This is a genomic window from Exiguobacterium sp. USCH10 (assembly GCF_037619445.1).
Lineage (GTDB): Bacteria > Bacillota > Bacilli > Exiguobacteriales > Exiguobacteriaceae > Exiguobacterium > Exiguobacterium aestuarii_A.
On record NZ_JAQPZO010000002.1, the window covers coordinates 409,352 to 424,545 of the forward strand.

The 15,194-nt window shown below is 47.3% G+C and carries 17 protein-coding genes; 5 read left to right on the forward strand and 12 right to left on the reverse strand.

Going from position 1 to position 15,194, the window contains the following annotated elements; translation table 11 throughout:
- Positions 1-36: 36 nt before the first annotated feature.
- Positions 37-1,743 (reverse strand): acetate--CoA ligase, encoded by a 1,707-nt coding sequence (acsA, locus tag PQI28_RS06655; RefSeq protein WP_339962801.1) that lies wholly within the window; start codon positions 1,741-1,743, stop codon positions 37-39.
- Positions 1,744-1,898: 155 nt separating this feature from the next.
- On the opposite strand from acsA, the gene PQI28_RS06660 reads away from it, so the two are divergent.
- Genes PQI28_RS06660 through PQI28_RS06670 form a run of 3 tightly spaced genes read left to right on the forward strand, consistent with a single transcriptional unit; the run spans position 1,899 to position 4,339 of the window.
- On the forward strand, positions 1,899-2,528 hold the full coding sequence (locus tag PQI28_RS06660) for a GNAT family N-acetyltransferase (protein ID WP_214693289.1): 630 nt from the start codon (positions 1,899-1,901) through the stop codon (positions 2,526-2,528).
- Between the two features lie 12 nt (positions 2,529-2,540).
- Positions 2,541-3,173 (forward strand): acetoin utilization AcuB family protein, encoded by a 633-nt coding sequence (locus PQI28_RS06665; protein WP_214746420.1) that lies wholly within the window; start codon positions 2,541-2,543, stop codon positions 3,171-3,173.
- The gene (locus tag PQI28_RS06670) at positions 3,170-4,339 is read left to right on the forward strand and encodes an acetoin utilization protein AcuC (RefSeq protein ID WP_214782160.1); all 1,170 of its coding nucleotides are present in this window, start codon (positions 3,170-3,172) and stop codon (positions 4,337-4,339) included. Before PQI28_RS06665 ends, PQI28_RS06670 begins: the two co-directional genes overlap by 4 nt.
- Positions 4,340-4,391: 52 nt before the next feature.
- On the opposite strand, the gene ccpA is transcribed toward PQI28_RS06670, so the two are convergent.
- The 4 genes from ccpA to PQI28_RS06690 form a co-directional block, all read right to left on the reverse strand.
- Positions 4,392-5,405 carry a catabolite control protein A gene (ccpA, locus tag PQI28_RS06675; protein WP_214782157.1) on the reverse strand — a complete coding sequence of 338 codons (1,014 nt, stop codon included), beginning with the start codon at positions 5,403-5,405 and terminating at the stop codon, positions 4,392-4,394.
- 127 nt (positions 5,406-5,532) lie between these two features.
- Entirely contained in the window at positions 5,533-6,624 is a 1,092-nt protein-coding gene (locus PQI28_RS06680; RefSeq protein WP_214741397.1) for a bifunctional 3-deoxy-7-phosphoheptulonate synthase/chorismate mutase, read from the reverse strand.
- A gap of 134 nt (positions 6,625-6,758) precedes the next feature.
- A complete protein-coding gene (locus PQI28_RS06685; RefSeq protein ID WP_271304533.1) occupies positions 6,759-7,307 on the reverse strand; it encodes a YtxH domain-containing protein in 549 nt (182 codons plus the stop codon).
- A gap of 25 nt (positions 7,308-7,332) precedes the next feature.
- Positions 7,333-7,845, reverse strand: coding sequence for a DUF948 domain-containing protein (locus PQI28_RS06690; RefSeq protein WP_339962802.1), 513 nt, complete (start codon positions 7,843-7,845; stop codon positions 7,333-7,335).
- A 169-nt stretch (positions 7,846-8,014) separates the two neighbouring features.
- On the opposite strand from PQI28_RS06690, the gene PQI28_RS06695 reads away from it, so the two are divergent.
- Entirely contained in the window at positions 8,015-9,127 is a 1,113-nt protein-coding gene (locus tag PQI28_RS06695; protein WP_214746407.1) for an aminopeptidase, read from the forward strand.
- Positions 9,128-9,169: 42 nt separating this feature from the next.
- Here PQI28_RS06695 and PQI28_RS06700 read toward each other — a convergent pair whose 3' ends face one another.
- The 6 genes from PQI28_RS06700 to PQI28_RS06725 form a co-directional block, all read right to left on the reverse strand.
- The gene (locus PQI28_RS06700) at positions 9,170-9,622 is read right to left on the reverse strand and encodes a Dps family protein (protein WP_074033457.1); all 453 of its coding nucleotides are present in this window, start codon (positions 9,620-9,622) and stop codon (positions 9,170-9,172) included.
- Between the two features lie 97 nt (positions 9,623-9,719).
- Positions 9,720-11,027, reverse strand: coding sequence for a UDP-N-acetylmuramate--L-alanine ligase (gene murC, locus PQI28_RS06705; RefSeq protein ID WP_214746404.1), 1,308 nt, complete (start codon positions 11,025-11,027; stop codon positions 9,720-9,722).
- A gap of 85 nt (positions 11,028-11,112) precedes the next feature.
- Positions 11,113-11,820, reverse strand: coding sequence for a hypothetical protein (locus PQI28_RS06710; protein WP_214782148.1), 708 nt, complete (start codon positions 11,818-11,820; stop codon positions 11,113-11,115).
- A gap of 54 nt (positions 11,821-11,874) precedes the next feature.
- Positions 11,875-12,489: a YtpR family tRNA-binding protein gene (gene ytpR, locus PQI28_RS06715; RefSeq protein ID WP_339962854.1), complete on the reverse strand. Its 615-nt coding sequence runs from the start codon at positions 12,487-12,489 to the stop codon at positions 11,875-11,877.
- Positions 12,490-12,543: 54 nt separating this feature from the next.
- Entirely contained in the window at positions 12,544-13,338 is a 795-nt protein-coding gene (locus PQI28_RS06720) for a DUF1444 family protein (protein ID WP_214782144.1), read from the reverse strand.
- A gap of 6 nt (positions 13,339-13,344) precedes the next feature.
- Positions 13,345-13,656, reverse strand: coding sequence for a thioredoxin family protein (locus tag PQI28_RS06725; protein WP_339962803.1), 312 nt, complete (start codon positions 13,654-13,656; stop codon positions 13,345-13,347).
- A gap of 116 nt (positions 13,657-13,772) precedes the next feature.
- Here PQI28_RS06725 and PQI28_RS06730 point away from each other — a divergent pair, with 116 nt between their 5' ends.
- Positions 13,773-14,105 (forward strand): hypothetical protein, encoded by a 333-nt coding sequence (locus tag PQI28_RS06730; protein WP_214693325.1) that lies wholly within the window; start codon positions 13,773-13,775, stop codon positions 14,103-14,105.
- 37 nt (positions 14,106-14,142) lie between these two features.
- Here the strand turns inward: PQI28_RS06730 and PQI28_RS06735 are convergent, their stop codons facing one another.
- Positions 14,143-15,159, reverse strand: a complete 1,017-nt coding sequence (locus PQI28_RS06735) for a PTS transporter subunit IIC (protein ID WP_339962804.1) — start codon at positions 15,157-15,159, stop codon at positions 14,143-14,145.
- Positions 15,160-15,194: the final 35 nt, after the last annotated feature.

Genomic DNA, 15,194 nt, shown 5'->3' on the forward strand with positions numbered 1-15,194 from the left:
CGGTCGACACATCGCGTGTCGACCGTTTTGTATATCTTAATCTTCCATCGTCGAGAGGTCACCTGTCTCCAGATTCAACTCCCAAGCTTTCAAGACGCGACGCATGATCTTACCGCTTCGCGTTTTCGGCAACTTGTCTTTGAATTCAATTTCACGTGGTGCCGCATGCGCAGCTAATCCCTCTTTGACGAATTGCTGGATTTCTTGTTTTAACTCATCTGACGGCTCATATCCTTTCCGAAGCGCGATGAATGCTTTGATGATTTCGCCGCGGATCGGGTCCGGTTTCCCGATGACACCTGCCTCAGCGACAGCCGGGTGCTCTACGAGTCGGCTTTCGACTTCAAACGGACCGACGCGTTCTCCAGCCGTCATAATGACGTCATCCACACGTCCTTGGAACCAGAAGTATCCGTCTTCATCCATGTAAGCCGAGTCGCCCGATACGTACCAATCTCCCCAGAAATAGCTCTCATACTTCGCATCGTTCTTCCAGATCTTCCGCATCATCGATGGCCAAGGCGTTTTGAGTGCCAAATTCCCCATTCGGTGTGGCGGAAGTGGTTGACCCCGATCATCCAAAATGGCAGCTTCGCATCCTGGGATCGGTTTCCCCATTGAACCAGGTTTGATGTCCATCGTTGGATAGTTACAAATCATCATCGCGCCCGTTTCTGTCATCCACCATGTGTCATGGATCCGAAGGTCGAACGCCTCGTGTCCCCAGCGAATGACTTCAGGGTTCAACGGCTCACCGACCGATAAAATATGACGCAATGACGACAAGTCATACTTTTCAAACGCCTCATCTCCCGCACCCATGAGCATGCGGAACGCCGTCGGTGCACTATACCAGACCGTCACACCGAATCGTTCGATGACCGAATACCAGAACTCAGGGTTGAATCGTCCCCCGACGATGACGTTCGTCGCCCCGTTCAAGAACGGCGCAAAAATCCCGTAGCTTGTCCCGGTTACCCAGCCCGGGTCAGCGGTGCACCAGTAAATATCGTCCGGCTGAAGGTCAAGCACCCATTTACCGGTCATCATATGTTGAATCATGGCGTTATGAACGTGAAGGACCCCTTTTGGCTTCCCTGTTGATCCAGATGTATAGTGTAAAATCAGACCGTCTTCTCGATCGACCCATGTTAATCCGAGTTCTGTCGTCGCCTCGTTCGCCAATTTCCGATAGTCGAGCACTTTCTCCGACTCTTCGACATCGTCACCGACGAGCAGAATCGTCTCGAGGTGTGGCAACTGGTCGACCGGTACACGCGGCAACAATTCTTTCGTCGTCACGATCACTTTTGCTTCAGAGTCGAGCAATCGATCGTGTACCGCCTGTTCCATGAACGCCTCAAACAACGGTCCTACGATGGCACCGAGTTTGATGGCACCGAGTAAAATAAAATAAAGTTCTGGTTGACGTGGCATAAAGATAAAGACACGGTCGCCTTTCTCCACACCAATCGACTTCAGAACATTTCCAGAACGATTACTTTCTTGCTTCATATCCGCATACGTGTAGCGCTCTTCCCGATCCCCATCGAAATAGAGCAATGCCACTTTCGTCGCCAATTCACTTTCCGCATGACGATCGATTGCTTCGTATGCCAAATTGATCTTCCCCGTTAAGTTCCAAGAAAATAAAGCTTCTGCTTGTGTCCATTCAAACGACTGACAAGTCTCTTCATACGACGCTAATTGATGTTCCCCTGTTAACGCTTTCAATTTTTCCATCGCTAAAGATTCGCCTCCCCTGTACAGATTGGTATAACCACTTTCAGTATAGTGTTAAAATTATGACAAATCAATGAATTTCCAATTTCATCAAAACAGGATGATTCCTACTTGATGAAAGCGCTATAATAAGAGGTGGAAAAGGTGGTGACCCAATGGAAAAACAATATCATTCAAAAGTGTGGCAGACCTCACAAGGTGACGTCACGATTGACGGTCCGGTTGCGCCCGACGTGCTGCAGACGTATCGTCTTGATGAAGGATTGACGGCTTTTCGTGAACCAGAAGATCAGCACGAGGCTCTTGTCGATATTGCTGGGTTGAAAGAAGGAAGAATTATTGTCGCTAGACAGGATGATCTTGTGATTGGTTACGTGACATTTCTCTATCCGGACCCATATGAGCGTTGGAGTGAAGGAAATGACCCATACATCCTTGAACTTGGGGCAATCGAGGTGAGTCCCCGCTTCCGTGGTCAACGAATCGGGAAACAATTACTCGAAGTATCGATGATGGACCCACATATGGATGATTTTTTAATTTTGACGACCGAATATTATTGGCACTGGGATTTGAAAGGCAGTGGACTCTCGATTTGGGATTATCGAAAAGTCATGGAGAAGATGATGAATCACGGTGGACTTGTCTTCTTCCCGACAGACGATCCTGAAATCGCCTCTCATCCCGCCAATTGTTTGATGGCTCGCATCGGAAAAAACGTGCGCCAAGAATCCATCGACCATTTTGATTCGCTACGGCTACGCCGGCGATTTATGTACGACTAAGGAGGGGATTTCATGCTAATCGAACAGATGATGAATCGACATGTTGTGACGATTCAACCGACCAATACGATCGCTCATGCCGCTAAATTGATGCGTGAGCATCGTGTCCGACATTTGATTGTGACAAATCCGGCCCGCCAAGTCGTCGGGATCGTCGGACAATTTGAGATGAGTGGTGCGACGAGCGTCTTTCATCCCGAAAGTGAAAATGCAGACTTTCAAAACCCTGTATCGAGTATCATGCGTTCAGAGGTACCGACAGCACATCCTTTCGACTTCTTTGAAGATGCTGCTGCTTTGTTTTATGAAAACCGGCTAACCTGTCTCCCGATCGTCGAACGAGGGAAACTCGTCGGTGTATTGACAGAGACCGATTTATTACGTTATTTCGTACAATTGACCGGCGCACTCGAACCAAGTTCACAAATTGAGATCCTCGTCGAAAATACGACCGGTACACTCGAAAAAGTGACCCGACTCCTCGCCAAAACGAACGTCAATATCATCAACGTCTTCGTTCATCCGACAAGTGATCCGTATAAGCGCATCATCTCGTTTCGCGTCCAGACGATGAACCCGCTCCGAATCATCGAACGGTTGAAGCGTGAAGGCTATGATGTCCTCGGTCCGGAGATGTCACGATGAGACCGATTTACATATTTGGCGAAGACGAGACGTCTTATCGCTTTCATGAGGACCATCCGTTCAATCCGCTACGACTGGAATTGACGACATCACTTTTGATTGCAGCCGGAAAACTTTCCAAATCGGAATGTGTGTCTCCTCCACTCGCCTCGGTTGAAGAGTTAGCGCTCGTTCACGACCTCGATTATATCGAAGCCGTCCAAGCTGCGGCTGCGGGAGAACTTTCTACGCTGAAAGCGAATAAGTTTGGTCTTGGTACGGAAGACACACCTATCTTTCCGACGATTCATGAGGGAGCCGCTCGGCTTGTCGGCGGGACGATTCATGCGCTCGATTTGGTCGCGAGCGGGAAAGCGGAGCGCGCCTTTCATGTCGGCGGCGGTTTACATCATGGCATGCGACGCAAGGCATCCGGATTTTGCGTCTATAACGATGCAGCTGTCGCCATCGCACATGTGCGAAAACAGTATGGCTCTCGCGTCCTTTATGTGGATACGGATGCGCATCATGGGGACGGCGTTCAATGGCTCTTCTATGACGATGATGACGTGATGACACTGTCGATTCATGAGACGGGACGTTATTTGTTCCCCGGCACCGGAATGGTGACAGAACGAGGGAACGGCAAAGGATACGGCTACAGTTGGAACGTACCGGTCGATGCGTTCACCCAGGATGATTCATTCTTGACGTGCTATGAGACCGTCTTACGCGAGGCGTGCGAATGGTTCAAACCTGATATCATTTTGACTCAAAACGGTGCAGACGCCCATGCCTTTGATCCGCTCACCCATTTGGCATCAACGATACGGACGTTCGAACAAATCCCGCAGATCGCCTCACGCCTGGCCGATGAATATACAGATGGCCGTCTCGTCGCCCTTGGTGGCGGTGGGTATGACTGGTATCGCGCCGTACCACGCGCTTGGGCTCAAGTGTGGGCTGGATTGACGAGGGAAGTGCCCTATTCTGGAGATATCCCGCACGAGTGGATTGAGCAATGGTCAGGTATCGCCGGACAACCGTTGCCTAATCGGTGGGACGACTCTCTATATTCGTTTGACCATATCCCACGTCGTCAACAAATCGAAGAAAAGAATTGGGAAGTCACGAAACGAGCCTTTTGGCCGTTTATCTCAAATGACCGAAAATCAATTTACCTATAAAAATAAGCCTCCCCTTTCCCTCACGTGACGTGACGGATGGGGAGGCTTTTGATTAGTCTTGGCGAAGCGAATCACGACGCTCGATCCGGTGAGGAAGCACGACGTTTTTCTCTTCGATTTCTTCTGCGTTCAAGATCTTCGTCAAGAGACGCATCGCGACGGCTCCGATATCGTACATCGGTTGAACGACAGTCGTCAACTTCGGACGAATCATCGTCGCGAGACGCGTGTTATCGTGACCGACGACTTCAAAGTCGTTCGGAACCGAGAAGCCTGCATCTTGAATGGCATGGATGACACCGAGGGCCATCTCATCAGTCCCAGCAAAGATCGCTTTCGGGCAATCGTCTCGCTGCAACATTTTTTGCATCGCTTCAAGACCTGATGCGTATGTGTAATTCCCGAGAATCATATCGTTGTCGTGGAACGGAAGACCTGCATCTTCAAGGGCGCGACGGTATCCTGCGAATTTCTTCTCGCCGTTGATCTGTTGCTCGAGTGGCCCAGTGATGAATCCAACACGGTCATGCCCATGGTTGATCAACATCTGAGTCGCGTCATATGCCGCTTGCTCATAATCGATGTTGACGGCCGGGAGGTCATATCCTTGGTTCAATGTCGCTGCGAGAACGATTGGAACCGGTGATTTTTTGAACTCTTCGACGAGATCTTCATGTAAGCGCCCACCCATGAAGATGATGCCGTCCACTTGTTTCCCTAAAAGTGTATTCAATAAATGGATTTCTTTGTCACGACTTGAATCCGAGTTTCCAAGGATGATGTTGTATTTGTACATCGTCGCCACATCTTCAATACCTCGTGCCAAATCGGCGAAGAAAATGTTTGAGATGTCCGGTACAATGACACCGACCGTCGTCGTTTTCTTACTTGCTAGTCCACGTGCGACGGCGTTCGGACGATAACCGAGACGGTCAATCGCATCTTGTACTTTCTTACGTGTCGTTGGTTTGACGTTCGGGTTTCCGTTGACGACACGAGAGACGGTTGCCATAGACACCCCGGCTTCTCGTGCGACATCGTAAATCGTTACGTTGTTACTATTCATAAACTACTCCTCCTACAAGTCATGATTTTCAAAAAGTTTTCATAAAACGTCTTAAAAAAGGAAGACAGGTATCTGTCATCCATTTACCCTGTCTTCATGCGATATAAAACGTTTCCATTTGGAAAGCTTACTTTTTCACCAAATCAAGTTGAGGAAACTGGACCGTCAGTCCTTCCACAAATTGATCGAATTGATCGAAATCCAATTGTTGTTGCGCATCCGATAAGGCGATGGCAGGATTCGGGTGTACTTCGACCATGACACCGTCTGCCCCGATGGCAAGCGCTGCTTTCGCAGCAGGCAACAACAAGTCACGACGACCTGTCGAATGGGTGACGTCTACCATAACCGGTAAATGCGTCTCTTGTTTCAAAATCGGCACCGCCGTGATATCTAACGTATTGCGTGTCGCACGCTCATACGTCCGAATCCCTCGTTCGCACAAGATGACTTGGCTGTTCCCACTCGCCATAATGTACTCTGCCGCATAGATGAACTCTTCGATTGTAGCGGATAATCCACGCTTCAACAAGACCGGTTTGTCTGTCTTACCGACTTCTTTCAACAAATCAAAGTTTTGCATATTCCGGGCACCGACTTGAATGATATCGACATATGGCAAGGCCGACTCGACCGCTCCTGGCGTCATGATCTCCGTGATGACTCGTAAATCATGACGGTCCGCTGCCGCCTTCAGCATTTTCAACCCTTCAAAACCTAAGCCTTGGAAGTCATACGGCGATGTACGTGGTTTGTATGCCCCGCCTCGCATCACTTTCACTCCAGACAAGGCGAGCTTCTCTGCGACCGCATTCACTTGTTCGAACGATTCGACGGCACATGGCCCCGCAATCAGCTGCGGACGTCCATTCCCAATCGTCACGTCCTTCACATGGACCAACGTATCTTCCGGTTGACGTTTACGCGAAACGAGTAATGTCTTATCCCGGTCTTCGCCTTGCAGTTCAGCAGACGCTTTGAATACTTCTTTAAAAATATGTTGAAGACGTGACGTTTCGAACGGTCCTTGATTCGAAGCTGCGATGAAATCGAGCATCTCTCGTTCCCGGACCGGGTCGTATCGTTCGACGCCTTGAAGACGTTTGATCTTTCCAATTTCGACGGCAAGTGCACCACGCCGACTTAGCAAGTCGAGCATTTCATGGTTCAATTCATCCATTTCTCGACGTAATCGATTCAATTGATCTTGTGGACTCATTCGTTTCCCTCACATTCTTAAGCCGTTCTTTCCAGAAACCTAATTATATCGAACTTTGTGCGCTTTGTCATAAGGAAACCTTCTACGTCACAAAATCACCAAAAAAGGACCGAACGCGTTCGGTCCTCTCTACTTTATTCTTCCTTCTTCAGGTCTTTCTTCAACTCTTTGAGTTCTTCTTTCGACTCATCATCGAGCAACTCATTGACAGGTGCTTCGAGTGAATCGTCCGACTCAGATTCAAGCGATGAGTCCGCCGTCTCTTCTTCAGCCGCGCGGTCCATCTGTTCTTTCACTTCAGATTCCGCTTCTGCGACGAGTTGATCCGCTTTCTCCATCGCCTCTTCAATTGAGAGGTCATCCTCGTCCATCTGTTGTTTTAACTCGGCTGCTTCACGCGCCTTATCTTTCACGATATTGAGGACCGGTGCCGCTTTATCACTCGCCACTTTAATCCATTCCCCGACGACTGGCTCTGCCTTTTCACGCATTTCCTTCGATTTGACAGTCAATCGTTCACGCGATGTAGATGTCTTTTCGTCTAGGTATGTTCTTACTTCCCGTCCGCTTTTCGGTGATGTCAATAGTGCGACAGCCGCTCCGACAATCCCTCCAAGAATAACACCCGTCAAAAATCCACTACTTGATTGATTCTGTTCTGTTGGTTGCTTTTGGTCTGTCATTTGTGAGTTCCTCCCCGATGTATCGTTATTTGATTGTATCGTCCGTGTTAATCATGTCGGGCGATACAGGTGCTTCTTCTTTCTTTTCACGTCGCGTACGACGACGTGGACGTTCTTTCGTAGTTGATGATTCTGGTTTGTTTTTCTTGAACAACTCTACCGCGACCGATCCCCATCGAACCGCTTGAGCAATCTGTTCTTTGTTCTCATCCGCTGCCGAGTGGACAGAAGTTGAGACGGTACGGACCGATTCAGTTACCTCGTTCAAGGATGTACCTAATTCATCGAGTGCATGGGCAACAGGTGCAAGCAACTCTGTTTTTGCTTCCACGTTGTCGACGAGACGGTTCGTCTTATGTAAGAGCGCCGTCACTTCCATTGTGATTCCGTCGAGCTGGCGTTCTAAGTTTTCTGTCGTATTGGCGACGCTACCGAGTGTACGGTTTACATTCGCTAAGACACGTGCCAAGAAGATGACGAGTACGACAAACGCGAGGGCCGCAATCAGGCCAGCGATGCCTCCTAATGTGATCTCCATTCAATCCATTCCTCCTATTCAATCGTTTCTTGTTTCATTATAGCACCATTATGACTGAAAAGATTTGCTACAACCGTTTTCGCCATTCGGTCTGATTATTCCTTTACCCGTTTTTATGTTTTCGATTACACTAAAATAGAAATTCATAAAAAAAATTAGGGGTGGTCGTGTGAGAGATCCAAGAATTACACAATTAGCAGACGGTTTAATCAATTATTCCGTCAAGTTACAACCGGGGGAAAAAGTACTGATTGAGAATTTTGGCGTAGAGGAATCGCTCGTTGAGGCACTCGTCGAAAAAGCATATGAGGCCGGTGGACACCCATTCGTCTTGTTGAAAGAGAGCCGCATCTTACGCAAATTGTATACGGGAGCAAGTCGTGAGCAACTCGAACTCATGGCTGACATCGAACGGAAACAGATGCAGGCAATGGATGCGTACATCGGCTTACGTGCCGGTGATAACATCAATGAACTCTCTGACGTGCCGAGTGAGCAACAAAAACTCGTCGGTGCCACGCTCGGTAAAATGCACACGGAAGACCGTGTCAAAGGGACCAAATGGGTCGTACTTCGCTACCCTTCTCCATCAATGGCACAACTCGCTGGTAAATCAACAGAAGCGTTCGAAGACTTCTACTTCAATGTATGTACACTCGACTACGGCAAAATGGACCGTGCAATGGACGGATTGGTCGAATTGATGAACAAGACGGACCGTGTCACATTGAAAGGACCAGGAACGGATCTCTCGTTCTCCATTAAAGATATTCCGGCAATCAAGTGCTCTGGTCAAATGAACATTCCAGACGGTGAAGTGTTTACGGCACCGGTAAAAGATTCGGTCAATGGCGTGATCACATACAACACGCCATCTCCATACCAAGGATTCACGTTCGAGAATGTGAAGTTGACGTTCAAAGACGGTAAAATCGTGGATGCGACAGCCAATGATACAGAACGAATCAATGAAGTGTTCAACACAGATGAAGGAGCTCGTTACGTCGGTGAGTTCGCAATCGGTGTGAACCCATACATTCAACATCCGATGAAAGATATCCTCTTCGATGAGAAAATTGACGGCAGCTTCCACTTCACGCCAGGTCAAGCGTATGACGATGCCTATAATGGCAATAATTCGTCAGTTCACTGGGACCTCGTCAACATCCAACGCCCGGACTATGGCGGTGGTGAAATCTGGTTCGATGATGTCCTCATTCGTAAAGACGGACGTTTCGTCATCGATGCGTTGCTTCCACTCAATCCGGAAAACTTGAAATAATATAAAAATGGTGCACCTGTCGAAGGCGCACCATTTTTGTGGTTACAATTTTGTTTTTTTACCGAGTGCGGCAGACATCATCCAAATCTCTTTTTCGAGTCGCTCGATATGAGAGACGAACGTATCTTCAATCGCTTCATCCCCGTCTTCAAAGTTTTCCATCGCATCTTGCATCTCTTGGCGAATTTGTTTGAAGTCGTTGATGATATCTTTAATCATCTGATCCGTTTCTGCATGACGATCACCTTCTGTAAGCGTCGAGTGTTCCAAATACTCTTTCATCGTCGCATACGGTTCACCGTCATTCATAAGAAGTCTTTCCGCTACGTCATCGTAGAGTTCCGCGACCAAGTTATAGAGCTCTTCGAGTTTCTCATGATACGTAAAGAAGTGAGGACCGCTAATATACCAATGATAATTATGCAGTTTCACAAACAGTAACCCATAGTTTGCGACTTCCTTGTTTAACGTATTGAGTGCACCTTGACTAGCCATTCCAAACATCTCCTTTGTCATATTCATCGATACTACTATTACCGAGATTTTGATTGGCTAAACATAAAAAAGGAGAGACATTCGTCCCTCCCCCGTCTTATGCTTCAAGTTTTACGATTTCTTCATATTCGCGCTGGTACGTTTGGATGTCACCTGCACCCATGAACAAAAGTACTGCCTTGTCATGATTGCGTAAGACGCTCGTACCACCACGTTTCAAAATATGCGCACCGTCGATTCGTGATTGAAGGTCCTCGATTGTGACAGTCCCTTCTTGTTCACGGGCTGAACCGAAGATATCACAGAGATAGACCGTATCTGCTTCAGCCAATGCTGTTGCAAAGTCATCCATGAATGATTTAAGACGTGTGTACGTATGTGGTTGGAAAATCGCAACGACTTCCCGCTCTCCATACTTCTTCCGAGCCGCTTCGACCGTTGCACTGATCTCACGTGGGTGGTGTGCGTAATCGTCAACGAGTACTTGATTGTTAAGCGTTGATTCACTAAAACGACGCTTCACCCCGTTGAATGATGCAAGACGCTCTTTCACCAACTCTTTAGGTAAGTTTTCGTAATCACACGTAGCGATGACAGCAAGTGCGTTCAACACGCTATGGTCGCCGTATCCAGGAATGCGGAACGTTCCGTAGAAATCATCACGTAAAAAGACATCGAACGTCGTTCCGTTCTCTGTAGAGGTAACGTTTTCCGCACGGAAATCGTTATGCGTCCCAAACCCGTAATAAACGAGTGGAACGTTCGCTTGAATATGCTGAAGATTCTCATCATCCCCACAGGCAATGATTCCTTTCTTCACTTGCTTCGCCATCTCCTGGAATGCATCGATGACATCGTCTAAACCAGAGAAATAATCTGAATGGTCAAAGTCGATATTCGTCATGATGGCATAGTCCGGACGGTAATATAAGAAGTGACGCTTATATTCGCAAGCCTCGAAGACAAAGTTCTTCGAATCGGCAACACCTTCACCTGTTCCATCACCAATCAAGAATGATGTCGGTTCGATTCCACGCATGACGTGTGCAAGCAAACCTGTAGTCGATGTTTTACCGTGTGACCCTGTGATGGCGACACTTGTGTAATGATTCGCGAGCTCACCTAAAAACTCGTAGTACTTATAAATCGTCAATCCGAGTTCACGCGCGCGTACGATTTCTGGATGATCGTCGCTGAACGCATTTCCTTGTACGACGATTTGATCTTCAGAAATATTTTCAGGGTCGAATGGCAAAATTTCAATCCCTTTTCGTTTCAATGCTTCTTCTGTAAAAAATGCTTTTTCAACGTCCGATCCACGGACCTCATTATTCATATCAAATAAAATTTGAGCTAAAGGACTCATGCCCGTTCCTTTAATTCCGACGAAGTGATAACGGTTCATCTGTAAATAGCCCCCCTAATTCATTGCGGCTCGTCAAAATGCGACAAACCTTTGTCATTATAGCAAAACTCACTGAGTCGTGCTATTACAGATTATTGTTTTTTTGCGCAAGTCGTCGGCTACGATACATCGCCATGCGATCTTTTGGCGTCATCATCACGTTTACAGGCGGTTGGTCGGCTTTAAACGAAACTTGAACAGCCGGTGTCAATTCGGTGTCAGCCGGTAATTCTTCTTGTTCAGATGGCGTTTGTAATTTTTCTGCAATCTGCTCAATCGATTCCCCGATTTGTTCCACAGAACCGTCGATGTCTAAACTTTCATCTGGCGCTGCATGTTGCTGAACTTCCACGACCTCTTCTTTTTTCGAGCGGGATAAGTCCGTCGATTGCATAAAAACGGATGAGAAACCGTTATCTAAAATCGAAACCTGACCGAGAATCGATTTTTCTTCTTCGATTGTTTCCTCGGAAATGTCTTCAACATGTTCTGCGTCTATTTCAGGACTAATCGCATTAGTGGTCTCTTCATCTTGAAGTGACTCTTCTGGCAGAACCACTTCAGATGCTGTGCTCATTTCGAGCGGTTCTCTCGTTTCAGGAGAATGCTCGACCGGTAGAACAATCTTCGGTTTCGGACGTGCATATCCATAAATCGGTGAAGGAACATCAGTCGGAATGAATTCATCGGTGATATCTACCTTCGGAGGTGGTGAGACCGGCTTTCCTTCTCTCGACAGCTCTCGTTTGATTCGATCTGCTTGTTGTTTCAATGAACGTTCATATGCATCCATACTTGATTCCTCGCTTTTTCACTCAATCCATATTTAACAAAAAATCGGTCGAGTTTAGCGACCGATTTCAAATGCTGTACCTACTTCATATTCGTTATCTAATACTAAAATCCCTTTTTCTTGCGGGGCATTCGGAAGATTTAATTCACGCGCCGAGCAAATCATGCCATGCGAGCTCTCTCCGCGAAGTGCCGATGGTCGAATAATCAAACCGGTCGGCATGACCGCTCCTGGTTTGGCTACGACTACCTTTTGTCCCGTCGCCACGTTTGGTGCGCCACATACGATTTGCACAGTGCCTTGGTCGATTTGAACTTGGCAAACGGATAACTTATCCGCATCCGGATGTTTTTCCGCACTTTCCACATAACCGACAACAAACTTCGGTGTCACATCTACCCATGAGAAGTCTTCGTCAATTCCATGTTCCTTCAAGACAGCTTGTACCTGTTCAACCAATTCCGTCGTCAAATCAACTGGTCCATTCCAACCTGTGACGTCAAAGTGCTCACTTGCTTGGAACACATTGTATCCGTTGACGCTTCCGTCTTCAGACTTGACGATGGCAACGTCACCTGTCCGCTCTACAGATTGATGGTGACGTTCTCCCTCTTTTAATAACACCATGAGTACATCGCCGATTCCTTCTCGGTTATAAAACACATTCATTTGCATACGTTCCTACGTCCCTTCTTTCAAACTCATCTCACTTATTTTATCAGATTATGTGTTCGATGGCGGGGTCTTTTTTCCGACAATAAAAATCGGCTCAAGTTGCCCTGCCTCATAATGAAAGGCGAGTGCAGTCACTGGGACACGACCATTGGTAAAGAAGTCAAACATCAATTGTTGCATCGCATCATACCCTTGGTCGTTTCGGATATCGGCGATGATCATCACATCTTGATGCGGTACACCGACGAGCATATCCCCTTCGACTCGGCGCTCCATCATTCGAAGAAAATCATCGTTTAAAATGCGCGATGCCTCGTAGCCGTCTCGCGTCGATAAAAAGTAGAATGGGTTGCCGGCAACTTCATCTTGTTTCATCTCGGTCGGGAGTTTTTTGACGTTTTCCCGGGCAATGCGTTCAATCGTTTCAAGCGTCAAATCACCGGATACATGCTTCTCCTCGATTAAACGATAGCCGTTCCCGCGATCGAGCGCGTAAAAGATGGCGGTCTCCGCCGTATGCGGACTGAAAATTAGCGGTTCCCCACTTTTCGTCGTCTTTGCGAACGAGTTCGAACGAATGACCGGATAGATGGCATCTAATTTTCCGGCGAGTGAGATGTGATCATCTGCCTTCATTGCCGACTCGATGTATTCAATGACTTCATCGACTGCCACTTTGCCCCGCGTTTTCGCTTTCGCGACGATTGGTGCGAGTCGAATATTCACACCAAAGCGATCAGTTTTCCGTTCGACGCGCAACACCTCATTCTCGCGGTCATAAGATGTGCGATAGTCCTCTTTAAAATTCGCTTCTAAATAGCGTCTTAACTCATTCCGTTCCATACAGGCTCACCCTAATCCATTCAAGAATGCTTCGACCTGTTCCGGCGTCTTCCGTTCGCGACCGACATAGCGATCGATTTCCTTACCATTTTCAAATACGACAAAGCTTGGAATCCCAAAAATATCGAGTTCTTGCGCAAGTTCCATAAACTCGTCACGATCGACATAATAAAACGTCCAGTCTTCAAATTTCTGTTCGATTTCAGGCATGAACGGGTCGAGGAAACGGCAATCTCCACACCATGTTGCCGAGAACATGAAAATACTTTTCGATTCTTTTGCTTCTGTATATTCTGCCACTGTTGATAGTTGTTTCATGATTAACCACTCCTGTTCGTTTTTTCCTCACTTATAATAGCATAAGTCCTGTCACACATTCTGCTCTGCTGTTTGTTATAATCAAAGCCGAAACTAGTTGAAACAGGTGAAACCATATGAAATTGACACGAGAAAAATTGAATCCTGAAATGAAACATCCGCTCGAACAGATGGTCGGCGTCTTTGGCATGCTCGCCATTTTGCGATATGGATATTTATTTATTGATACCGATAAAACGAGACTCGAGATTTTGATTTGGCTAGTTGTGGGCTTTGCCGTCATTTATGTCCTCGAAAAGTGGCTCAAGCAACTCGCCCGTCATTTACCGATTGTACGAAAACGATATTTGATCCCAATCTATGTAATCGTCCTTTTACTGTTCCTCATCAGCTTCCGCGTCCCTCGCGAGACGGTGGATTCTGTCAAAGTCTTATTCGGTATCGGATGACATGAAAAAGCGCCGTTTGCTTCAAACGGCGCTTCTTTTAATAGTCAATTTTCATATCGTTCGGTTGAATACGTCCAGTCCTTTTCAATACAGCATAGACCGCATAACTTAACAGAGCAGGTCCAATGACTAGGAAGCCGAGGACAATGATAAAGGTGTACCAACTAAAGCCCATCGTTTCAAGCATGACAATCGGTCCGACGAGTCCACTCGTCCCCATCCCTGCCCCGGCTGCCACACTTTCTAATTCAAACAATAGAATCGCAATTGGTGCGAGGACAGCCCCAGCTAATGTAGGGGGTAAAAGAATCCACGGATTTTTCACGATATTCCCGACTTGGAGCATCGACGTACCGATTCCTTGCGCAATCGCTCCGCCGACTCCGTTATCGCGATAACTGGTAATCGCAAACCCAATCATTTGAGCTGCACATCCGACCGTCGCGGCACCAGCCGCAATACCATTCAACCCGAGCATCAAAGCGATGGCCGCACTCGAAATTGGCGCAGTCAATGCCAATCCCATGAGTGTCGCTACGACGACTCCCATGAACAATGGTTGTTGCTCCGTCCCCCACTCGATCCAACTACCGAGCTGCGTCATGAACATCCCCACATATTTTCCGATATATGTCGCTGTGAAAAAACCGACTGCGATTGTCGTAAACGGCGTCACCAAAATATCAAGCTTCGTCGATTTCGATACAAGTTTTGATACCTCAACAGCTAAAAGTGTGGCGATGTAACTACCAGCAGGTCCGAATTCGTATCCGAACGTCCCGACAACGAGTGCAGAAAATAGAATAAGAGGCGGCGCCTCAAGGGCATAAGCAATCGCAATCCCGATCGCTGGACCCGTCAGACTCATCGCCACGTCCCCAATTTGAACGAGCGTCGCGCTTATTCCCGCAAGTGCGGTCCCTTCAAGCTGACCACCAATCGTCTTCATAATCAAACCGATGATCAACGTACTGAACAACCCTAATGCCATATAACTAAGTGCCGTCACAAAATAAACAGACGGGCTAAGTGAGATTCCTTTTTTCTTGAACATATGAGATCCTCCTTACAATCATACAGATGTCTTTA